The sequence below is a fragment of the Intrasporangium sp. genome, from assembly GCF_032907665.1.
In the GTDB taxonomy this organism is placed as follows: Bacteria; Actinomycetota; Actinomycetes; order Actinomycetales; family Dermatophilaceae; genus Intrasporangium.
Window position 1 is genome coordinate 14865 of the sequence record NZ_JAJJPG010000024.1, and the last position, 22423, is coordinate 37287.

The 22423-nt window shown below is 70.9% G+C and carries 17 protein-coding genes; 8 read left to right on the plus strand and 9 right to left on the minus strand.

Annotated elements, in window-relative coordinates; translation table 11 throughout:
* Positions 1-247: 247 nt before the first annotated feature.
* Positions 248-2143, minus strand: a complete 1896-nt coding sequence (locus LOY02_RS05860; RefSeq protein ID WP_317181397.1) for a sialidase family protein — start codon at positions 2141-2143, stop codon at positions 248-250.
* Between the two features lie 143 nt (positions 2144-2286).
* Here LOY02_RS05860 and LOY02_RS05865 point away from each other — a divergent pair, with 143 nt between their 5' ends.
* Complete coding sequence (locus LOY02_RS05865) at positions 2287-5415, plus strand: PD-(D/E)XK nuclease family protein (protein ID WP_317181398.1); 3129 nt, start codon at positions 2287-2289, stop codon at positions 5413-5415.
* A complete protein-coding gene (locus LOY02_RS05870; RefSeq protein ID WP_317181399.1) occupies positions 5412-8774 on the plus strand; it encodes a UvrD-helicase domain-containing protein in 3363 nt (1120 codons plus the stop codon). The genes LOY02_RS05865 and LOY02_RS05870 overlap by 4 nt, the downstream gene beginning before the upstream one ends.
* Positions 8775-8814: 40 nt before the next feature.
* Here the strand turns inward: LOY02_RS05870 and LOY02_RS05875 are convergent, their stop codons facing one another.
* From LOY02_RS05875 to LOY02_RS05885, 3 genes are all read right to left on the minus strand, one after another.
* Complete coding sequence (locus tag LOY02_RS05875) at positions 8815-9573, minus strand: SDR family oxidoreductase (RefSeq protein WP_317181400.1); 759 nt, start codon at positions 9571-9573, stop codon at positions 8815-8817.
* 67 nt (positions 9574-9640) lie between these two features.
* Positions 9641-10648, minus strand: coding sequence for an acetamidase/formamidase family protein (locus LOY02_RS05880; protein WP_317181401.1), 1008 nt, complete (start codon positions 10646-10648; stop codon positions 9641-9643).
* A 152-nt stretch (positions 10649-10800) separates the two neighbouring features.
* A complete protein-coding gene (locus LOY02_RS05885; RefSeq protein WP_317181402.1) occupies positions 10801-11460 on the minus strand; it encodes a DUF998 domain-containing protein in 660 nt (219 codons plus the stop codon).
* Between the two features lie 219 nt (positions 11461-11679).
* On the opposite strand from LOY02_RS05885, the gene LOY02_RS05890 reads away from it, so the two are divergent.
* Positions 11680-12405, plus strand: a complete 726-nt coding sequence (locus tag LOY02_RS05890) for an SDR family NAD(P)-dependent oxidoreductase (protein ID WP_317181403.1) — start codon at positions 11680-11682, stop codon at positions 12403-12405.
* A 15-nt stretch (positions 12406-12420) separates the two neighbouring features.
* Here the strand turns inward: LOY02_RS05890 and LOY02_RS05895 are convergent, their stop codons facing one another.
* Genes LOY02_RS05895 through LOY02_RS05905 form a run of 3 tightly spaced genes read right to left on the minus strand, consistent with a single transcriptional unit; the run spans position 12421 to position 15502 of the window.
* Complete coding sequence (locus LOY02_RS05895; protein WP_317181404.1) at positions 12421-14043, minus strand: LuxR family transcriptional regulator; 1623 nt, start codon at positions 14041-14043, stop codon at positions 12421-12423.
* Complete coding sequence (locus LOY02_RS05900; RefSeq protein WP_317181405.1) at positions 13968-15182, minus strand: flavin-containing monooxygenase; 1215 nt, start codon at positions 15180-15182, stop codon at positions 13968-13970. Before LOY02_RS05900 ends, LOY02_RS05895 begins: the two co-directional genes overlap by 76 nt.
* Positions 15155-15502 carry a hypothetical protein gene (locus LOY02_RS05905; protein WP_317181406.1) on the minus strand — a complete coding sequence of 116 codons (348 nt, stop codon included), beginning with the start codon at positions 15500-15502 and terminating at the stop codon, positions 15155-15157. Before LOY02_RS05905 ends, LOY02_RS05900 begins: the two co-directional genes overlap by 28 nt.
* Positions 15503-15685: 183 nt before the next feature.
* On the opposite strand from LOY02_RS05905, the gene LOY02_RS05910 reads away from it, so the two are divergent.
* The 3 genes from LOY02_RS05910 (at position 15686) to LOY02_RS05920 (ending at position 19335) form a co-directional block, all read left to right on the plus strand.
* On the plus strand, positions 15686-18301 hold the full coding sequence (locus LOY02_RS05910; protein ID WP_317181414.1) for an ATP-binding protein: 2616 nt from the start codon (positions 15686-15688) through the stop codon (positions 18299-18301).
* Positions 18302-18521: 220 nt separating this feature from the next.
* Entirely contained in the window at positions 18522-18773 is a 252-nt protein-coding gene (locus LOY02_RS05915) for a DUF4242 domain-containing protein (protein WP_317181407.1), read from the plus strand.
* A 1-nt stretch (position 18774) separates the two neighbouring features.
* Complete coding sequence (locus LOY02_RS05920) at positions 18775-19335, plus strand: hypothetical protein (protein ID WP_317181408.1); 561 nt, start codon at positions 18775-18777, stop codon at positions 19333-19335.
* Positions 19336-19437: 102 nt separating this feature from the next.
* Here the strand turns inward: LOY02_RS05920 and LOY02_RS05925 are convergent, their stop codons facing one another.
* Positions 19438-20523: a response regulator transcription factor gene (locus LOY02_RS05925; protein WP_317181409.1), complete on the minus strand. Its 1086-nt coding sequence runs from the start codon at positions 20521-20523 to the stop codon at positions 19438-19440.
* A 72-nt stretch (positions 20524-20595) separates the two neighbouring features.
* On the opposite strand from LOY02_RS05925, the gene LOY02_RS05930 reads away from it, so the two are divergent.
* Positions 20596-21117, plus strand: coding sequence for a cupin domain-containing protein (locus tag LOY02_RS05930; protein ID WP_317181410.1), 522 nt, complete (start codon positions 20596-20598; stop codon positions 21115-21117).
* A gap of 130 nt (positions 21118-21247) precedes the next feature.
* On the opposite strand, the gene LOY02_RS05935 is transcribed toward LOY02_RS05930, so the two are convergent.
* A complete protein-coding gene (locus LOY02_RS05935) occupies positions 21248-21685 on the minus strand; it encodes a hypothetical protein (protein ID WP_317181411.1) in 438 nt (145 codons plus the stop codon).
* A 210-nt stretch (positions 21686-21895) separates the two neighbouring features.
* On the opposite strand from LOY02_RS05935, the gene LOY02_RS05940 reads away from it, so the two are divergent.
* Positions 21896-22423 carry a DUF2231 domain-containing protein gene (locus LOY02_RS05940; protein ID WP_317181412.1) on the plus strand — a complete coding sequence of 176 codons (528 nt, stop codon included), beginning with the start codon at positions 21896-21898 and terminating at the stop codon, positions 22421-22423.

Sequence of the window (22423 nt, forward strand, 5' to 3'; positions counted from 1 at the left end):
CAGCCTCCGGCCTCGGCCCGGGCGGCCCGGAGGATGACGCCGGCCGACACGTCGATGTGCCGCTCCGTGGTGGCGCGGGCGACGAGCGAGCGCAGGTCGGGTTCCACAGGACAACCCTGCTCCTGCACGAGCCGCCGCGCAGGGCTAATCGACAGATCGGGCCACCGGGGACCGGCCACGCGCGGCGCTGGGCCGGCGAGCGGTCGCCGGCCCAGCGGCATACGACTGCTTCCGCCTCGAGCGGAGATCAGTCGAGCGCGATCCTCGTGCCGAAGATGTCCTGGTCGAGTCCGCCTCCGTTCCCGCAGTTGTCCCCCGTGTAGGGCGCGTCGGCTCGAGCGAGCGGGACGTCGGTGTTGACAGCGTCCTCGACCGCGCCGAGGTCGATCCGGCACTGGAGGACGTCGAAGCCGTCGACGAACCCGTCTTGGGCCTCTGTCTCCCGGGGATCCTCCCCCGGCACGACCTCACGGTTGTCGGTCCACGCGAGGTAGGCGAAGCGTCCGCCCTCTGCCGCGCCGTTGCCGTCCGCGATCGCCACCCAGTTGTAGTCGCCCTGGAAGGGGATGTCGCGGTTGCCGAACATCTCGTAGGACGGCTGGTGTGTCACGGCCGAGACCATGCCCAGCGGAGTCCACGCCATGCCGTCGGTGGACGTGGCGGCGTACGTCGCGACCACGTCCGTCCCGGACGAGACGGCACGGCCCTGGGCGTCGAGCTTGTTGCCGAGCGGCAGCTGGACGGAGTAGTCGTCGTCAGTCCGGTTGTCCTGCCAGACCGCCACGAGCATGCCGCCGTAGGCGTCGATGTCGCCGAAGAACTGGTGGCCCGGGTCTCCCGGCGAGGGATCGACAGGAGCGCCGACCGACCACGTGTAGCCGTTGTCGACGGATCTCGCCACGTAGACGAGCGACCGGCCGACCATGCCCGGCCCGGCGGACGAGAAGGAGGTCTCACTCGCCTCGACACTGTCGGGGTCAACGGCGTTCCAGGTCGCGAAGACCCCTTCCACCGCACCGGTCTGGTCCGCGGTCAGCCTCGGCTCCAACGGGATTCGCGGGAAGACGAAGCTCGGGTCGGCGCAGGCGAACGGTCCGTCGCCGCAGTCGCGTGCCCCACCGATGTTGGGGAAGTACGACGTGAAGGTCGCGGCCTGGACCGGCTTGCCGAACGTGGCGCCGCCGTCCGTGGAGCGGACCACCCGCATCCCGAAGGCGGGCCCGAAGACCGGATAGCTCGCCCAGGACACGTAGACGTCGCCATCGTGCTCGACGGCGATGTCACACCCCTGGACGAAGCCGTCGGAGACGATCTCGCTGCGCTCGAAGCTCACCCCGTGATCGGTCGAGCGGGCGAAGTAGATCTTCGTCCGGCCGTTGCCCTGGAACTTGGTCCAGCAGAAGTAGACGTTGTCCTCATGCGGGCTGGCCGTGCTGCGGTCCACCTCCATGAGCGGCTTGTCCTGGAAGATCCCGGCGAACGAGGGGGTGCCCGCCTTGCCGACGATGAGGGTCCTCACGTAGTCCTTGGGCAGCTGGCCGCTCACGCCACTCGGTCCTGCGCCGGGCTCGTAGGTCGCGACGAAGACCGACCCGTTCTGCGGCATCGCCCGGTTGAACGAGATGCCACCGACGAAGAGCCGGCCGTCGTTGTCGAAGACGACGAGCGGGTCACCGGAGTCGGTGCGGCCCTTGAGCGGTGAGACCCTCCCTTCCTCGGAGTCATCGAGGGGGTAGCCCGGGAGCGTCGAGTTGAGCCACGTGCGGCCGCCGTCGACCGAGAACCCGAGGCCCATCCAACCTGCCGCGAGGTCGGTCTGACAGTAGTCGTTCCAGCCCGCGACGACGATGTCCGGGTTGGTCGGGTCGATGGCGACGCTGGGCTCGTTGCCCTGCCGCCGGTTGCCCCCGTCGTTGGAGTCCACGTCGCCATCGTCCGCGGCGTCGTCGGGGGCAGGGTTGCTCGCGGGATTCCCGCAGTGGGCGATCGCCTGATCGGTGCCGCCGTCGTGTCGCGTGTAAGGTCCGTCGTCGCTGACGGCGAAGTCCGCGGGCGGAGCCGCGCTGCTCGTGGCCGTGAACGCCACGGGCGTGACCATCGTCGCCACCACGGCCATGGTGCCGACCACCAGTCGGAGTCTCATGCTGGCCCTCCTCAGGGACCTGAGGTGTGTGCTGACCTGTCCACGTTCCTCCTCATCCGCGCCCGTGTCGACAGATCGGCCGTGCTCACGTCGTCCCGTCGGTGGCTGCGGCTAGGGTCGGAAGGGAGGCAAGGGGAGGTCACGTGCCTGCGAGTTCGACTGTCACGAGATACGGCCGTGAGGCGCTGGAGGCATTGCGGATCCGCGTCGCCGAGGTCAAGCACCAGGACCCGCTGTCCCCGGTCACGGTCATCGTCCCGTCGAACGTCGCCGGCATCGTGGCCCGACGCCACCTCGCGCGCGGCGTCACGCCGGAGTGCGACGGGGTCGCGGGTATCTGGTTCACCACGCTCCCCCGCCTGGCCGAGCAGCTCGCCTCACCTTCCCTCACCGGCCCAGGACGCCGTCCGGCCTCGCGCCCCATCACGACGGCTGCGATCCGGGCGTGCCTCAACGCCGATCGAGGCGTCTTCGGGCGCGTCGCCGACCACCCGTCGACAGTTCGGGCGCTGGCCCGCGCCCACCAGGCGCTGCGGGACGTCGACGACGAGGCGTTGGAGGCGCTCTCCGGGACGACCGCTCTCGTCTCCGACGTCGTCCGCGTCCACCGCGCGACGATCGAGCGACTGCAATCGGGTCACTACGACGAGTCGGACCTGCTCGCGACCGCGACCGAGCTCATCCGCGGACGTGCCAGCACCACAGATCCCTTCGGTGCCCTCGTCCTCCACCTCCCGCAGGACCTGGGCCGCCGCGAGACCGCCTTCGCCCGGGCGCTGGCCGAGCGCGAGAACCTCCATGTCATTGCGGGCCTCACCGGGGTTCCCCGCGCCGACGAGGCCGTCCTCACGACGCTCGAGGCCCTCTGCGGTGAGCTGCCCGACCATGCACGCACCGAACCGCTCGCCCACCGCGTGCTCACTGCCTCGGACTCCGACGACGAGGTCCGTTGCGTCGTTCGCGACGTCGTCGAGACCCTGCGCACCACGCCGGCCCATCGCATCGCGGTGCTGTATGCCGCACCGTCGCCTTACGCGCGTCTCCTGCACGAGCACCTCGGCGCGGCGGGCATCACGGTCAACGGCCCGGGCGTGCGCCCGGTCAACGAGCGGGCTGTGGCGCGACTGCTGCTCGGTCTCCTCGAGACGGCCCGAAACGGGTTCCGCCGCGCCGACGTCATGCGCACCCTCGGCGAGGCGAGCACCACCACGTTCGCCGGCGAGCGCATCAGCGTGACCCGGTGGGAGCGCGCGTCCCGCGAGGCCGGCATCGTGGGCAACTCTGACTGGCAGACGCGTCTGGATGCCTATGTCCGCCGCCAGGAGCTCGACATGAGCGAGCAGGAGTTCGAGTCGACGCGAGCCCGCGCAGAGCGCAACCGGGAGACGGCGATCCAGCTGCGCGACTTCATGACCGAGCTGCGCGACCGGTTCGAGCACGCTGAGACGCTGACCGGCTGGGGCGCCCTCGGCCGGTGGGCGCTCGACCTCTTCCAGCAGCTCCTGCCACCCGAGAGCCACGCGCGCCTCCCCCTCGAGGAGCAGTACGCCCTCGGCGTCATCGAGCGCACGCTTTCCGGCCTCGCTGCGCTCGACGCGCAGGGGTTGAGCGCAACGCTCACCGGTCTCGAGGAGGTCCTGGGCGTCGAGCTCGAACTGGCCCTTCCCCGCGTCGGCCGGTTCGGCGAAGGTGTCCTCCTCGCGCCCATCACGCACGCGATCGGGCTCGACCTCGACGCCGTCTTCCTCGTCGGCCTGTCCGAGGACCTCTTCCCGGGCCGCGTCCACGACGACGCGTTGCTGCCTCAACGCGTCCGCGACGTCACCAACGGGCAGCTCCCCTCGACACGGGCGGCCCTCGACCGCCAGCACCGCTGCCTCCTCGCAGCACTGGATGCTGCGGAGCAGACGACCGTGTCCTTCCCGCGCGGTGACCTGCGACGGCATGCCCACCGCCTGCCGAGCCGCTGGCTGCTGCCCACCCTGCGTCACCTCAGCGGCGACCCGGAGCTGCCCGCGACCGAATGGGAGAAGGGCACCGACGGCGCCCACGGATGGCTGCACAGCTCTCCGTCGTTTGCCGGTTCCCTGCTGCACACGGACGCACTGGCAACGGGGCAGGAGTGGCGCGTCCGCGCGGCGGCCGCACACCAGGAGCTCGACGACGACGTCGTCGTCGCTGCCCGCGCGATGCGCGAGGCACGCGAGTCCGACGGATTCACGCGCTTCGACGGCAATCTCGCTGGGCAGGAAGGGCTTCCAGACGTCACGTCGGGAGAGCGGGCCATCTCACCGACCGCGCTGGAGCGCTACGCCAGCTGTCCGCACACGTACTTCGTCCAGTCGATGCTCAAGGTGGAGCCGGTGGAGACACCGGAGGAGGCCGTCGAGATCAGCCCGCTCGACGTCGGCAACCTCATCCACGAGAGCTTCGACGCGCTCGTCACCGAGGCAGGGGAGCGTGACGAGCTGCCCGGCTACGGCGAGCCCTGGACAGCAGCGCAGCGGGCGCGGCTCCGGCAGCTCGCCGAGTCGAGGGCGGACGTCTACGAGGCGGAGGGGCGCACGGGACACCCGCGGATGTGGCCGCGCATGCGCGCGGAGATCCTCGGGATCCTCGACTGGATGGTCGACGAGGACAACCGGTGGCGCGCCCAGGAGGACGCGAGGGTGGTTGCGAGCGAGCTGCCCTTCGGCCTGCGCGGCGCGGAGCCCGTGTCGCTCGCCCTCCGCGACGGCGGGCAGGTGACGTTCCGCGGTTCGGCCGACAAGGTCGATGAGAAGAGCGACGGCACACTCCTCGTCACCGACATCAAGTCGGGCAGCCAGCGGACGTTCAAGGGCCTGAAGACCGATCCCGTCGCCCACGGCGAGAAGCTCCAGCTGCCCGTCTACGCGATGGCAGCGCGAGCGGCCCATGGTGACGGGGACACTCCAGTCAGGGCCTTGTACTGGTTCGTCCGCAAGGACCGTGGGCGGATCGAGCTCCCGCTCAGCGGCGAGGTGGAGGAGACGTATGCCGCCACCGTGGGCCTGCTCGTGTCGTCGATGGCCGCCGGCGCCTTCCCCCAACGCGCACCCGAGCACGCGGACTTCAGATGGGTGCAGTGCCCGTACTGCAACCCCGACGGGTTGGGGCACGGAGCGGCCCGGCACCGCTGGGAGCAGAAGCGGCTCACCCCGGAGCTCGCGGCCTACACCGCACTGGTCGAGCCGGACGCCGCAGCCACTCCGGAGGCGACCGGTGCACACGACGGGCGGGCAAGGCCATGAGACTGCACGACGCCCTTGTCGACGAGACTGCCCGCAACCGAATCCGCACGGACACCGACGCGACCCTCTTCGTCGATGCCGGCGCCGGGTCCGGCAAGACAAGCGCACTCGTCAGTCGGGTCCAGCAGCTCGTCGTCGAGGACGGCATCCCGATCGACGAGATCGGCGCGGTCACCTTCACCGAGCGGGCTGCCGCCGAGCTGCGCGCCCGGCTCCGCGCCCGGTTGGAGGCGGCAGCCGCGCACACGACACGGGACGAGGTGCGCACCCGTGCAGAGACCGCACTCGACGGGCTCGACATGGCCGCGATCGGCACGCTGCACTCCTTCGCCCAGCGGATCCTCACCGAGCACCCCATCGAGGCCGGCATCCCGCCGCTCATCGAGGTGCTCGACGAGGTCGCGTCCTCCGTCGCCTTCGAGAGCCGGTGGGCCCAGCTGCGCAGTGAGCTGCTCAACGCCCCGGAGATGTCGGTCACCCTGGAAATGGCATTGGCTACCGGCATCACCCTCGATCACGTCCGCTCACTCATCGCCACGCTCAACTCCGACTGGGACCTCGTCGAGTCGCACGTCCTCGGCTCCGGCACGCCCGAGCCGCCGAGGCTGCCCGACGTCGCGCCGCTGCGTGCGGAGGCCCGGCGGCTGGCCACCTTCAAGGACCACTGCACGGACGAGTCCGATCGCTTCCTCGAGCCGCTCGGCAGGCTCGCCGACTGGGCAGACGCTCTCGACGCGGCCTCCGACACGTCCTCGGTGCTCACGGCGCTGGGCACGGCCACCGAACTCAAGTGGGGAGGCGGGGGCCGGGCAGCGAACTGGGGCGGCCGGCTGGCGGACCTCAAGGCAGCGTGCACGGCCTGGCAGGCCGACGCGAAGGCCCTGCTCCTCGTGGTCAAGGATGCCACCCTGCGCTCGATCGTCCACTGGTGCGGCGAGCGGGTGCTCGCGTCAGCCCGGGAGCGGCAGGCCGAGGGCCGACTCGAGTTCCACGACCTGCTCGTCCTCGCCCGCGACCTCCTGCGCGACGACGCGGAGGTCCGCGCGACCCTGCAGGAGCGCTACCGGCGGCTGCTCCTCGACGAGTTCCAGGACACCGACCCCATCCAGGTCGAGATCGCCGTGCGCATCGCCGGAGGTGCGGCCGCCACCCAGCAACGGTGGGAGGACGTCGAGGTCCCGGACGGGTCGATCTTCGTCGTCGGTGACCCGAAGCAGTCGATCTACCGGTTCCGGCGGGCCGACATCGGGATGTACCTCCAGGCTCAGCAGGTCCTCGGCGAGACGGTCTCCCTCACGACGAACTTCCGCACGGGCGCGCCCATTCTCGACTGGGTCAACGAGGTCTTCGGCAGGCTCATCGAGCCTGACGGCCACAGGCAGCCGGCCTACCTGCCGCTGGACCAGCATCGTCCGGGCCCGACGATGGGTCCGGCAGTGACGGTGGTCGGCGCCGAGGAGCACGCGGGCCGGGTGCTGGCCGGTGAGCTGCGCACACGCGAGGCGCGCGACGTCGCGCAGGCCGTCGTCAGGGCGCTCGACGAGGGGTGGACCACAGAGGTGACGCTCGAGGAGAAGGGTGCGAGCGGCATACCCCTCACGGAGTGGCGACCGCTCCGGCCCGGTGACATCACCATCCTCGTGCCGTCTCGGACGTCACTGCCCTACCTCGAGACGGCACTGGACGAGGCGCAGGTCAACTACCGCACCGAGTCCAGCTCGCTCGTGTACCAGGCCCAGGAGGTGCGCGACCTCTTCGCCGCCGCCCGGGCGGTCGCCGACCCGTCGGACTCCTTCGCGGTGGTCACGGCGCTGCGCTCACCCCTCTTCGGATGCGGCGACGACGACCTGTGGACCTGGAAGCGCTCGGGCGGCGCGTTCAGCGTCGTCGCGCCGCCGCGGGATGACGCAGGCTCGCACCCCGTCGGTCGGGCGCTGCGATACCTGCGCAGCCTGCATCATGCGTCGCGGTACCTCACGCCCTCGGAGGTGCTGGGGAGGATCGCCGTCGACCGGCGGATGTTCGAGGTGGCCGTCTTCGGGCCGCGGGCGCGGGACTCGTGGCGGCGGCTGCGGTTCGTCATCGACCAGGCCCGGGCGTGGTCCGAGGTCGAGCACGGGGGGCTGCGCGCGTATCTCGCATGGGCGGCGGCGCAGTCGGCGGAGGGCTCGCGCGTGGCGGAGTCGGTCCTGCCGGAGTCGGACGTCGACTCGGTGCGGATCATGACGATCCACGCGGCCAAGGGGCTGGAGTTCCCGATGGTCGTGCTGTCGGGCATGACGTCCCGGCCCCACAACGGCGCCGGCGTCCGGCTGCTCTGGAAGGACGGGTCGTATGCCGTGAGGCTGGGCAAGGACGTCGAGACAGGGGACTTCCAGGAGCAGGTCCCGCTCGACGAGCAGATGAGCGACTACGAGCGGATGCGGCTGCTCTACGTCGCGACGACCCGCGCGCGGGACCATCTCGTCGTGTCGCTGCACCGGTGCGGCAACACGCAGACGAACGCGAAGCACCTGGCAGATGCGGGCGCTGCCGAGGCTGCCTGGGCTGTGCGGGTGCCGTCCGACGAGCCGCGACGTCTGACCGGTGACCGGGTCGCTGCGGTCGCGCCTCCCCCGGACTTCGAGCCGTGGCTTGCCGGGCTCCGCGCTGCGGTCGCCGCGAGTCGGCGCAGACCCGCCTCGAGCGCCTCGGGTCTGGAGGGAACGGATCCGGATGCGGTGGGGCCTGCGCCGGGCGAGAGATCCGGGGACCGCCTCGGCGTCGTTCCGCCGTTGCCCGAGGACGCCGTCGGCGAGACGGCTGACCCTGCTGCTGCTGCCGGTGTCGCCAAGGGTGGCCGGGACCTGGAGCACCCGGCATGGTCGAAGGGCCGCTACGGCTCGGCTGTCGGACGGGCAGTCCATGGCGTGCTGCAGCGGATTGACCTCGCCACGGGCGCCGGCGTCGACGAGGCAGTTGCTGCCCAGTGCGTGGCCGAGGGTGTCGTGGAGTTCGCGCCGCTCGTCACCGACCTCGTGCGTTCGGCCCTCGCCTCCGACGCCGTGAAGCGCGCCGCCGTGCGCGAGCACTGGCGCGAGTCCTACGTCGGGGTCATCGAGGAGGACGGCACGGTGCGCGAGGGCTTCGTCGACCTCATCTACCGGGAGGACGACGGGTCACTCGTCATCGTCGACTACAAGACCGACGATGTCCCCGATGCCGCGCTGCCCTTCCGAGTCGGCTACTACGCCCCTCAGCTCCGGGCCTACGAGTCGATGCTGAGGACCGTCACTGACGGTGCGGTGCAGCGCGCGGTCCTCGTCTTCGCTCGTCCGGGTCCGCCGGCTGAGCGCGAGCTGCCCCGAGCCTCAACCTGATCGGCGCCAGCAGGGTCGGCGACGTCAGGGCCCGAAGCGGTCACAGCTGGATGCCACGGGTGAGCGCACCGTCGACGACGAGGTTGGTGCCGCTGACCCGGCCCGCCACGGGACTGGCCAGGAAGACGACCGGTCCCGCGATGTCTTCGGGAGTGCCCATGTGGCCGGTGGGGTTCAGCCCGACGGCCATCTCGAACAGCTCGGGGTTGCCCTGCTCGATGCTCTCCCACACGCCACCCTCGAAGTAGGTGTTCCCCGGCGACACCGTGTTGGCACGAATCCCTTTGTCCGCCAGCTGCATCGCGAGGCCGTGGAGGTAGCCGACGATTGCCGTCTTCGCTGTGCCGTAGGGTCCCGACGCGAAGTCCGACTCCCGCCCCGACACGCTCGAGATGCCGATGATCGACGCGGCGTCGCTCTGTTCGAGGAAGGGCAAGGCCGCCCGCACGAGGCGCACCGTGTGCATGACGTCGACGTTGAGGCTGAGCTGCCAGTTCTCCTCGGTGTCGGGGATCGCCAGCGCGCTGACGTTCGCGACGACGACGTCGATGCCACCCATCGCCTCGGCGGAGGTCTGCACCCAGGCCTCGAGTGCCTCGGCATCACCCACGTCGATGACGGTGCCGGTCACGTGGCCCCGTCCGGCCAGGTCATCCGCAGTGGCTGCGACCGCCTGCGAGTCGCGCGCACAGAAGCCGACCACCGCACCTTCGTCGAGGAACCGTTCGACGATGGCACGCCCGATGCCGCGGCTGCCACCGGTGACGAGGACGCGTCTGCCCGCGAGTTGGAGATCCATGGTCGTGGCCTTTCGTTGATGGAGGCGGACGGGGAGTTGTGCGCGAAGGATGAGGACCCGACGGGATTCACACCGTGCCCAGCGCGCGGGCTCGCTCACGGAGGTCGGCGTGAAGGCCCCCGAGCACGTCCCCGGCCGGGAGCAGCGACTTGGCCGCCTTGACGACGACGCTGTAGTTGGAGTCGACGACGTTGGCGACCGGCACCTCGGTGATCTGCGAGCAGAGCTGGTAGGCGTCCATGATGTGCAGCCCGTGCAGGAGGCTCACCCAGCGGACGAGCTCGGCGTTGCCGATGCGCCACGAGTCCTCCATCGGCCGGCTCGAGCCGACGGTCATGATGTGGGTGTCGTCCTCGATGCGCGGCCAACCCGGCGCGTGCCCCTTGACGAGGTCGACGATGAGCGTGCTCGTCATGGCGCCCTCGACAGCTGTGCCGCAGGCCTCGCCTTCTCCCTGGCGGTAGTGCCCGTCGCCGATCGAGAAGAGCGCGCCCTCGACGTTGACGCCGAGGTACACGGTCGAGCCGGCGCGCATCTGGGGGGTGTCCATGTTGCCGCCGAAGCGTTCGGGGACCAAGGATGAGCGGGCCTCTCCCCCGGCCGGGGCGACGCCCACCGTGCCGAGCATCGGCTCGAGGGGCAGTTCGACGCGGTGGTCGCTGTGCCGTGCGACGAAGCCGACGGTCCTGCGCTCACGGTCGAGGTCGTAGATCCACGTCGTGTCGGGCAGGGGGTCCTGGAGGGTGGCGACGCGGTCGGTGCTCGTCATGCCGCCGAAGAACGGGATCGCCGCCGACGCACCCCAGTCCCGGGCCGGCTCGAGGGCGACGAGGTGGAGGACGAGGGTGTCGCCGGGCTCGGCCCCCTCGACGAAGAAGGGCCCGGTCTGCGGGTTGACGAAACGGAGGTCGACCTTGGCGCTCGAGAGGTCGTCGACGCTGCGGAGCGTCCCGCCGAAGGCGTCGTCGGACCAGAGCCGAAGAGCGCTGCCGGGCGTGATCCGCATCGCGGGCGCGACGCCGCCGAAGGTGTAGGCGTACTGGTCACGGGTGGGCGTGTACTCGATGACGTCCATGGTCGAAAGTACCGTCTGGCACGCGGCGTTGAACATGCTCCCGGGCCCGATTCGCGACCGGCCTTCCGGCCGGTTCTCGCCAGAGTATGCCGCTGGGCTCGCTCCCAGCCCCGTCTCGGGCTCGCCGTCGGGCTGGGAGCGACCTGATCAGCTCACCTCGCGGCGCGAGCCGCGATGCCGTGCACCGCGACAGAGGTGACTGCGTATGCCGCGGTGACCACCACGTAGAGCAACGGGGTGGCGACGGACGTCCCTGAGGTCGCCGGCACGACCGGCAGCAGCACGGCAGCCAGGAAGGTCAGCCATGACGTGCTCCGCGCTCCGCGGCGACGCAGCACGACGCCGAGCGTGACGAGCAGGACCGTCCAGCACAGGACCGCCACCCCGAAACCGACTCCGTGCAGGATGCTCGCGGTCGTGAGAACGGTCGGCGGGCCATCGGGCGTGCCGGCCGGATACCCGAAGGACGGCTGCGGCGCGTTGACCCCGGCGATCACCTTGCCGACTCCGAGCCCCAGGGCTGCCACGAGGGCCACCTTCCCGGCCCGTCCCCCCACTGCGTGGAGCAGGCCGCGACCGGCGAGGCCATAGAGGAGGCCCGCGACGACGAAGACGATGGCCTGGATCCAGCCGCTTGGGCCGATGAGCAGGAAGCTGAACGCGTGCTTGGTGAGGTCGAAGCCGTCCCTGAACGGCATCTGGACCAGCGAGGCCAGGACGAAGAACGGCCCTGCGACGACGCCGGCACGAAGCAGCCGATGCGTGCGCTCTGACTGTCGGAGGGGGACGGAAGCGATGGTGGACGTGGACATACCGACTCCTTGTGGAGGTGGGGACTGGACACCTCCACGTCGACCCGCACCGTGAGGAATCGACATTGTCGATGCACCACGTCCCTGGCAGCCAGCCACCACCAGGTCCGCTTCCGTCGCCGGAAAGTTCCTGCCGGCATGCCTCACGAACGGACGACGCCAGACGTCTGCTGGGTGGCGGCCCAACCGGGCAGCCAGCATCGAGATGAAGGATCGAATGTGCTTACTGCTTTGATCACGGGGGCGAACCGAGGACTCGGCCGCGCAGTCGCCGAGGAGCTCGCGAGCCGAGGGATGACGGTCATCGTCGGGTCCCGGGACGACGGCGCCGGCGCCGAGGCGGCGGCAGCGATCGGGCACGGCGCGACCCACGTGCGCCTGGATGTCACCGACGAGGCCTCCGTGCGAGCCGCAGCCGAACGAGTGGCCGCTGAGGTCGGGACTCTCGACGTCCTGGTCAACAATGCCGGCATCCTGCCCGAAGCCACGAACCCCGACCCGGCCGAGGCCGTCGACCTGGACATGTTCCGCCGGACGTTCGAGACCAACCTGCTCGGTCCGGTCGCCGTCCTCGAGGCCTTTCTTCCCTTGGTTCGCAGGGCAGCGGCGGGACGAGTCGTCAACGTCACCTCGACCGTGGGATCGCTGACGGACCAGACGAACCCGGAGTCTGCGTACTACGGCATGGTGCTCCCCGCCTACCAGGCCAGCAAGGCCGCGCTCAACAACGTCACGATCGCCCTGGCCAAGCAGCTCGCCGAGACACAGATCAAGGTCACGTCCGTGTGTCCGGGCTTCGTCCAGACCGAGCTGACACCGATCAACCGCGATCAGGCGCCGCTGACGGCCGAGCAGGCGGCCGAGGTCGTCGTGCACGCCGCGACGCTGCCGGCCGACGCCCAGTCGGGCACGTTCATCGACACCAACGGCACGGTGCCCTGGTGATTCCCGGGTCAGGTGTCAGGTGAGCTCGTGAGAGTGCGCGTAGGCGGCAGCCGCGGTCCGTGACGTCACACCGGTCTTCGTGAAGATGTTGCTCAGGTGCCGGGCGACGGTCTTCTCGCTGAGGAACAGCTCGCCCGCGATCTGCGGGTTGCTCTGCCCTCTGGCGACGAGCCGCAGCACCTCGACCTCCCGCGGGGTCAGCCCGTCCGGCAGTCCGGTGGCGAGCAGCCGCTCGACCTCCCGCCGGGCGGGCTCGGTCCCGAGCTCGGTGAAGGCCTGATGGGCAACCGACAGCTCGGAGGTGGCCGACACCGCGTCCCCCAGGGCTCGGAGCGCGAGCGCGATTCGCACCCGGGCGCGGGCTGCGTCGTAGCGTGCGCCGAGCTCGATCCAGGCCCTCCACGAGCGCCGGAACTGGGTGAGCGACTCCGCTGGGTCCCCGCGGGCGAGCGCAACGAGCCCGGCGGCATACGACGCCTTGGCCGTGACCGCGGCAGAGCCGAACGTCGCCGCGAGAGTCCCGAGCTCCTCGGCGGCCTGCTGGGCATCGTCCAGCTCGCCTGCGGCGGCGAGCACCTCGACCGCCGCGCCGAGCCGAAGGGAGCGACTCACGGGGTCGTGGGCCTCGTCGAGGAGGCGGCGCACGCTCGCGACCGCGGCGGTCGTCCGCCCGCGCGCGAGGGACAGCAGGGCGAGGCCAGGCTGCGGCTCGCAGCCCCATCGGGCGGCGTCCTCGTAGGCTGCCTCGGCGCCGTCGAGGTCTCCGAGCGTCCGGAGGACCTCGCCGCGCTCGTACATGGCGAGCCCGATCGCGGGGTCCATCGCGTTCGCGGCGTAGCGCTCGGCCGCGAGGGCCAGCTCGTCGAGCGCCTCACGGAACGAGCCGTGCGCCCGGAGGATCTGCCCTCGGTGGACGGCGCACTGACCGGTGAAGGCGATGAGGCCGGGCTGGTCCTCGCACCACCGGACGAGCGCGTCGGTCCACTGGGTCATCCGCTCGTAGTCCGCGATCTCCTGGCAGCCCTCGATCATGGTGCAGTAGACGTGTCCCGCCATGATCGGGGAGACCTCCCCCGTCGTGAGGGCCACCATCGCCTCGTCGAGCCGCGCCAGCCCCTCACGGACCTCACCGAGCAGGAGCAGGCACCGCCCCTGGCCCACGTTGCCGAACGCGACGAGGTCCGCGTCGTTCCACCGGCGTCCGAATTCGTCGATCCGCTCGCACGTGGCGGCGGCCGCGCCGAACTGCCCCGCTCCAAGAAGCTGGAACATGTCATGGATGAGCAGGTAGCCGCGCTCACGGGCGTCCTCGGGCTCGGCCTCGAGGAGCCGGTGCGCGCGGGCCACCCACCCGCCGCCCACCGCTGGCTCGCCCCGCATGAAGAAGACCATGGCCAGCTGGTGGGCGTCGAGTGCGGCTGCTCGGTGGTCGCCGTCGGCGACGTGGGTCTGGTGGGCCTGCTGGAGCGCGCGGACTGCGGTGTCCCGGTCACCGCTGAGGTATGCCGCTGAGCCCAGTGCCCGCAGGTCGTCGCCCCCCAGCGTGGTCGGGTCGGCGCGGGTCAGGTGCTCACGGGCCTCGGCCCAGGCTCGCTGCGCGTAGGCTTCTCGTCCGGCTGCCAGGTCGTCGTTGCCCATGAATCCTCCGACTCTCGACGGTACTCCTCGGCGCGGGAGGGGCGACGGACAATCTCCCGGACGACACGCGCTGCGTCGGGCCCGGCCCCGTGGATGAGCATCGAGCGAGCCGAGGACTGGAACCCCAGACCCGTGAAGTAGAGGCCGGGTGCCTCCTCGACGACGCCGAACATCTCTCTCGGCCAACCGTGCTCATCGAAGATGTCGAGCTCGATCCACCCGAAGCGCTGGCGGAAGCCGGTGCACCAGATCACGGTGCGCACGTCGAGGGCGCCGCGGCCAGGCAGCGTGGGGCGGCCGCCATCGATTCCGGTGACGCGCACCTTGACCCAGTCGACTCCCCGGGCCGCGAGGTCCTTCGTCTGGATCCTCAGGCGGGGGCCGCCGCCGAACCGGAAGTGCTCCATCTGCTTGCGCCCTATCGGCGTTCGCCGCGTCAGGACGTGGCCGAAGCCGAAGAGCATCACAGGGAAGACGACCTTGAGCAGGGGCGAGCTGAACGGCACCGGGATCTGGCCGGTGTCTCGCCCGGCGAGGATCGTCGGGTGGGTCTCGGCGAGCTCGTAGGCGATGTCGCAGCCTGAGTGCGAGGCGCCGACGACGAGGACCGGGCCTGGCGGGAGGTCACCCGGGCGGCGGTATTCACTCGAGTGGAGCTGGACGATCGACGGGTCCAGCTGGTCCGCGAAGTCAGGGATCATCGGGGTGCGACCGAAGGTCCCCGTGGCGACGACGACGTTGTCGGCGTGGAGCTGCCCGTGATCCGTCGTGATGGCGTAGCCGGCGTGCTCCGACGTCGAACCGGGAGCGGCACTGTCGGGCGCGGTGACGGAGAGCACGCGCGTGCCGAGCCGGACCGGCAGACGGAACTCAGCGGCATACGCCTCGAGGTAGTCGGCGAACTCGTCCTTCGTGGGGTACGACCACGCCTTGGCGGGGAAGGGCATGCCGGGGAGGGCGTCGACTCGAGCGGGGCTGTAGAGGCGCAGGGTGTCCCACTGATGGCGCCACCCGTCGCCGACGCGTTGCTCGCTGTCGAGGATGACGAAAGACCTCCCCCGCTGCTGGAGGTGGTAGCCGGTGGCGAGGCCGGCCTGGCCGGCGCCGATGATCACGGTCTCGATGTGCTGGGTGTGCATGGCTGACTCCCGAAGGTGGGTGCGGACTCGGGCTCGGCGGACTCGCCGGCTCGTCGGGTGGTCGCGTAGCGCAGGCTCCAGAGGAGCATCAGCGCCGACGACGCGAGATAGAAGCTGTGCAACAACCAGATCGGGCCGGGCGGCAGGTGGAACACGTAGACCGAGTAGAAGAGGTTGCCCACATTGGCCATCACCAGGTGGCTCCGGCTGTAGGAGGCGAGGTCCTTGGTTCGCGCCGCCTTGCCGAGCATCGGCAGTGTGCTGGCCGCGAAGACGACGGTCGCGACGGCGCCGGCTGCGATCGGGATGGTGCTGCTCATGCCGTCGACGGTAGGAACGCGCGACGCCACCGCGCGTCGGCCGGATCACCCATCCCGCAGGGCGGCTCGATGGGTGGGTTGACCCACGCATCCACCGGTGGCCGCGGTCGAGATCGTGGCCTGTCGAGGGACTCGCGCGTTCCCCCATCCCCGGGCCTGGTCGGCTCCTACGATGGGACGGTGATGCTCGTCGAGCGCGACCATCAGCTCGACACCCTTGGCTCCTACCTCGATGATGCTGCCACGGGCCATGGTCGACTTGTCTACGTGTCGGGTGAGGCCGGCGTCGGCAAGTCTGCCCTCGTCAGCGCGTTCGCGTCGTCAGTGGCCCCGCGAGCACACGTCTCCGTCGCCTACTGCGACGGGTCGCTGACCCCGTCCCCGCTTGCCCCGCTGCGCGACCTCCTCCCGACGCTGCCTCCCGGTCTGTGGCCCGAGGACGCGACCCGCCAGGAGATCTTCGCCGCGCTGCTCGGCACCCTTCGCGAACCGCCTGACGGGGTGCCGCACCTCGTCGTGGTCGAGGACGTGCACTGGGCCGACCAGGCCACCCTGGACCTCCTGCTCCACCTGGCCCGCCGCATCCACACCTGCCGGGCTCTGATCGTCGTCACCTACCGGCGCGAGGACGTCGACGTGGTCTACGGCCTGCGCCAGCTCCTCGGCGACAGCGCCTCCGCCGCCGGCACCCGACGCCTCGACGTGCCACCCCTGTCGCGACAAGGGGTGGCAGCCCTCGTCGAGAGAGATGAGCGGTCCCGGCCGGCCGGCAGGGGCGTGGATGCGGTGCGCCTGCACGAGCTCACTCATGGCAACGCGTTCTACGTCACCGAGGTGCTCTCCAGCGGGCTGGACACGATCCCCGCGCAGGGCCGCGACGCGATCCTGGCCCGCGTGGCCGGCCTCTCCGAGACGACCCAGCAGGCCCTCGAGGTCGTCGCGCTCACGGGAGCCCGGGCGGAGGTCGACCTGCTCGAGGTGATGCTCCAAGGCGGGCTGGCCGCGCTCGACGAAGCACTCGCGCGAGGACTGCTCGTCGAGGCCGACGGTGCCATCACGTTCCGTCACGAGCTCGCCCGGCTCGTCGTCGTCGAGCAGGTCCCCATCGGCAGGCGAACGCACCAGCACCGGCGCCTCCTGGCTGCCCTGGAGATGCGGGGTGCCGATCCCGCCCGTCTCGCGCACCACGCGGACGCCGCGGGTCTGAGCCAGCCGGCCGTCGAGCACGCCACGGTGGCGGGCCGTCGCGCCGCCGAGCTCGGCGCCCACCGGGAGGCAGCCCGCCAGTTCCAGCGGGCCCTGGCACACGCAGCGCGCCTCCCCGGGGACGGGCTGCCGGATGAGCAGATCGCAGACCTGCACTGGTCCCTCGGCTACGAGCTCTACGTCACCGGCCGCACCGGCGAGGCCTCGGTGGCCGTCGGGACGGCCCGTGACATCTGGGAGCGGCAGGGGGCGAGCACGCGGGTCGGCGATGCGTGGCGCTGCCTGTCGCGGCTGTTCTGGTTCGAGGGACGCAACGCCGAAGCGGAGGCCGCGGCTGAGCGGGCCCTCGATGTCCTCGAAGGGCCGCCGACGCCCGAGCTCGCCTACGCCTACAGCAACATGGCGCAGCTGCGCATGCTCACGAGCGACAACGACGGGACCCGGACATGGGGAACGCGCACCCTGAAGCTGCTCAGCTCCCTCGAGGAGAGCCGCGCGCGGACTGAGCTGCGCGCGCACGCGCTCAACAACCTCGGGACCATCGAGGTTGTTGCCGGCGACAAGGCCGCTGGGATCGCCATGCTCGAGGAGAGCCTCGAGCTGTCGTGCAGGGCAGACCTCCACGAGCACGCCGCCCGCGCCTACGTCAACCTCGCCTCGAACGCCATCGTGCAGCGGCGGCATGCCGACGCCGAGCGTCACCTGGTGGAGGGGATGGAGTACTGCACGGAGCGCGACCTCGACTCCTGGACGCACTATCTCCTCGCCTGCGACTCGCAGCTCCAGATCAATCGGGGTGACCTGGCCGCCGCAGAGCGCGCAGCCGAGTCGGTCCTCGCCCACCCGTCTCTCGCAAGCGCTTCCGCCCTCCTGCCGCTTGTCAGCCTGGCGCACGTGCGGGGCAGGCGCGGGGAGGGCGGAGTCGATGACCTCGTGGCGCGGGCCGTGGCGCTGGCTGACAGCATCGGCGAGGTGCAGGTCGTCGCACCGGTGACCGCTCTGCGGAGCGAGCTCGCTTGGCTCGCGGGACGGGATGGCGAGGCCGGCGAGTTGGCCAGTGCGGTCGTGGAGCTCGTCGAGAGAGCCGACTGTCCGTGGAACCGTGGGGCGGTCCTTCGGTGGCTCCCGAGGGAGGCGCGTCCGACCCATCGTGAGGTGGCGCCTCCCTTCGCCGCGGAGCTCGCCGGCGAGTGGGAGGAGGCAGCGGCACTGTGGGAGAGTCTCGGCTGCCCCTTCGACCAGGCACTCGCCCTCGCGCGGAGTGGTGACGCCGACTCGCTTGCGCGGGCGGCAGGGATCTTCGAGGGAACCCAGGCCCGGGCCGCCGCCGCCCGGTGCCGGAGCGACCTGCGCGCACGGGGCCGGACGGCCCCGCGCGCTCCGGGCCGGGCGACCCGGGACCATCCGCACGGGCTCACCCGACGAGAGGCGGAGGTGGCCGAGCTGCTCGCGCAGGGCCTCTCGGACGCCGCCATCGCAGAGCAGCTCGTCATCTCGCGACGCACGGCAGAGCACCACGTGTCGTCGATCCTGGCCAAGGTCGGCGTGGGGTCCCGTCGCGACCTGGTCACCTGGTACGCCGCGGCGAAGTGACCGGCCCGGCGAGTCGTGGGGAGATCGCCGCGTTTCCAGTTGAGCCCCGCCTCTCTGGGTAGGCCCCGCGTCTGTGGGTAGGCCCCGCCTCTCTGGGTAGGCCCGGGTCTCTGGGTAGGCGGCCGACGGACTCGAACATGGGTAGCCGTCACCCATGCCCCGCCCTCACCCGACCGTGACTCTTGGAGGCATCACACCAACCACGGAAAGGGAAGGCACGATGCCGCTCTTCATGGATGTTCACTCACTCGGCGACGGAGTCACGATGGACGATGTCGCCCAGGCCCACGCAGCCGACCTGGCCACCCAGGACGCGCACGGGGTCAACTACCTGCGCTACTGGGTCGACGAGGGGAAGGGACAGATCTTCTGCCTCGTCGAGGCGCCGAGCGCGGAGGCCGCCAACACGGTCCATCGGGAGGCACACGGACTGGTCGCTGACCACGTCTACGCCGTGCAGGAGGGCAGCTGACGTGCGAGTCCAGCTGGCCGGCGGTGTGGCCGTCCTGTGCCTGGTCGCGATGCCGTCGCTGGCTGCGGCGCACGACAACGGGACCACCGATCTCTCTCGGCCGGGCCAGACACACGGCCACACGGCGAAGCTTGCACAGCTGCGGGACGCGACCGCCGCCTACCGGTCCGGACCTGGCGCCCCGTGGACGACTCAGGTCGTCGACCTCGCAGGGATCACGTGCATCGAGGATCCCGCCGGCCGCGGCACGATGGGGATCCACTTCGTCGACGTGGGCAACCTCGTCGACGGACAGGTGCAGCGGCTCTCACCCGAGGCGCTCATCTACGAGCCAGCAGCGGGCGGCGACCTCACCCTGGTCGGGGCCGAGTACCTCGTCCTCGCCGACGCGTGGGACGCGGAGCACGCGAGACCGCCGATCCTCTACGGCCAACGGTTCACGCGCGTCGCTGCGGGCAACCGCTACGGACTGCCCGACTTCTACGAGCTGCACGTCTGGCACGAGAAGGCCAACCCCAGCGGGACGTTCAACGACTGGAACCCGGACGTGCACTGCAACTGAGAGACACCGCTCGAGGGGCGCGACAGCATGCGGGGGGGCGTGCTGTCGCGCTCCGTTCGTCGCCGTTGGCCGCGGGCCGGATCGACGAGTGGCTAGGTACAGCTACGCCCGGGGTGCGTGGTCGAGGGCAGCAGTGGACAGGAAGCCGTCGAAATACCGCTCGGCGAAGACCTTCGCCGCCACCTCGGCGCGGGTGCGCACCCCGAGCTTGGCCCGGACGGAGCGCACGTGGTCATGGACCGTGTGTGGCGAGATGGTCAGGAGCCCGGCGATCTCGGCGTCAGAGTGTCCGCGGCAGATGAGCCGGGTCACCTCGACCTCCCGAGGGGTGAGACCTGCGCCCGCGACGACGACTCCGAACAGGTCGGCAGGCGTCGCGGACGTGAGGACGATCGCGACGCGTCCCGGCCCGAGTGGTGCACCGTGGGCCGCGAGCCAGCGACCGTCCGACATCCCGATGACCGTCGAGAACGCCGGCTCGCGGCGGGCGAGCTCCTTGAGATGGTCGAGGTGTCGATAGACGGCAAGGTCGGGCTCCGTCAGCTGCGGCAGGTCCTCGGCGCTGCGGTCGCTGGACTCGATCACGTCGTCGCCGTCGAGGACGACGACATGGCGCGTGCCGGGGTTGGCGGCGGCGCCGATCGAGGCCACGACGACCTCACGGATGACGACCCCGATGGTGCCTGCCACCGCATCCAGCGCCGCTTCCTCGCCTGCGGTGAACGCCTCCTGAGACGACCGGCGCCACAGGGACAGCGCGGCCCAGGCCGTGCCGGCGTCGCGGCACACGACGCGCAGCTCGTCGGCGAAACCGTGGGGCCGCATCACCGAGTCCGCGTAGCCGTCGTCCGTCCCGTCCCGCGACAGCGCCACCGCGCCGCGGCCCGTCGCGGCCAGGCGGCGGAAGCTCCGATCCGACTCCGAGTCGGTCTCGAAACGGAAGAACGGGTGGCAGCTGGCCGGCGGCAGCTGGCTCACCGCCCCGGTCGTGAAGAGCGACGTCTGCGGGTCCATGAGCACCAAGGCGCCACCGTCGGCGCGGAGCACGTCCATCACCGCAGTGAGAATGGCCTGGGCCGCCCCGGCCGGTGCCCGCGGTACGGGCGCGAGGTCGCTCAGGACACGCTTCAGCCGTCCCGCCTGACTCGCCGACCCCGGTGGTCCCGCCGCAGTGCGATCGCGAAGCATGAAGCGACGATACGACCGGATCCCCGGAATCGGGGATGGTTCACCGCACGGCCGCTCGGTCACAGTGGCCGCATGACCAACCTGACGACGTCAGAGGCGACCCACGTCGACGCCTCCACCCTGCCCGTCCTCAACCATCTCGACTTCCTCTGCCGGATCGTCGTGAGCAGCGAGGCCACCGGCGGCGCCTTCTCCCTCGTCGAGGAGCGCGGCCGCATCGGCTGCGTGACGCCACGGCACCTCCACGAGCGGGAGGCCGAGACCTTCATCGTCCTCGACGGTGCGCTCGAGGGCTGGTTCGAGGGATCGAGGACCCTCGTCGAGGCAGGCAGTCTCATCCACCTGCCCCCGCGGCGCGAGCACGCCTTCCGCATCGCCTCCGAGACCGCGCACTTCTACAACCTCGTCACGCCCGGTGGCTTCGAGGCCTTCATCCGCGCGACGAGCACCCCAGCGGCGCAGCCGTTCGACGGCGCGCTCCCGCTTCCGGGCCCGGTGCCCCCTGAGGCTGTCGGGCGCCTCCAGGAGGTGCTGACGCCGCTCGGCTGCACGATCACGGGCCCGCCTCCCTTCGGGCGAGGCGAGGACCACTGAACTGCCGTATGCCGCTGAGGACCTCCCAGCCACAGGCTGAGTGAGGGGGTGGCTGGGACCGGGCTCAGCGGCATACGACCATGCGGTGACCGACCATCAGCGGAAGTCAGGTGGGCGACGAAGCGGCGGGTCAGGCGCTCTCCGCAGCGGGGAGCGGGTCTGGCAGGCGGGTCACGCCCTGTGCTGTTGCGACGTGGAAGCCGAGCAGCCGGACCCCGTGAGCCCGGCACTGCTCCACGGCGCGCTGATGCCAGGCGCGATCGTCGTCGTTGGGGCGCATGGGACCGCTTCGGCCACGCGCCATGAGGATCGAGCCGTCGATCTGGGCCACGAGCGGCAGGACCAGCTCGAGGAGGTCGGCCATCTCGTCGACGGGCGTCCCCGGCCCGAGGCATTTGAGGCAGAGTGGCTGCAGCCCCCGGTCCTGGGCGTCGCAGAGCATCGCCGTGAAGCAGCCGAGCTCGCGATCCTCCTCCAGGGTGATCAGGTCGATGACGTCGGCTGCGTGGGTGTGGTCAGTGAGGCACAGATCGCGAGCGCGCCCCGAGGGCAGGTCCTTGAATGACATGGCCGCCATGTTGGCGCGGATCCGCGAAACGGCCGCGGAGTTACCCACAGGACCAGCGAGTGAACTCTCTCGCCACCCGTGGATGGGTATGGGTGCCGCATGTCTGCACACCAGCCGTCTGCTTCGACCAACTTGCCGCCCGCAGCACGCGCCGCAGTCGCGCTCGAGAACGAGGAACGACTCGACCCTGCCGTGGCGAAGGCAGGACAGTTGACCCAGCCACTGCACGACTCGGCCACCGGATCCGCGCTCCGGGGTGACTGGATGGGGCACGCCCTGCACCCTGCCCTCACGGACGTGCCCATCGGCATGTTCGCCGCGACAACCGTGCTCGACCTGATCGGCGGCAAGGTCTCGCGTCCCGCAGCCCAGCGGCTCGTCGGCGTGGGCCTGCTCGGCGCTGTCCCGACTGCCATCACTGGCTGGGCGGAATGGAGTCGCGCCGACCATCGTGCGCAGCGCGTCGGGGTCGCCCATGCCGCGCTGAACGTCGCCTCCATCGGCCTCTATGCCGGGTCGTGGATGGCCCGGCGATCGGAGCGTCACCGACTCGGAGCGGCGCTGGCGTTGATGGGGTCCGGGCTGACGGGAGCCGCCGCGTACCTCGGTGGCCACCTCGTCGCCGTGAACGAGGTCTCCAGTCGGCACCCCGCATTCGACGCCGCCGAGGGCGGCGCCGAGTTCATCACCAGTTCCGCAGGTGCCTACGACACCACGCCACCCGGCCCCATGCCCTGA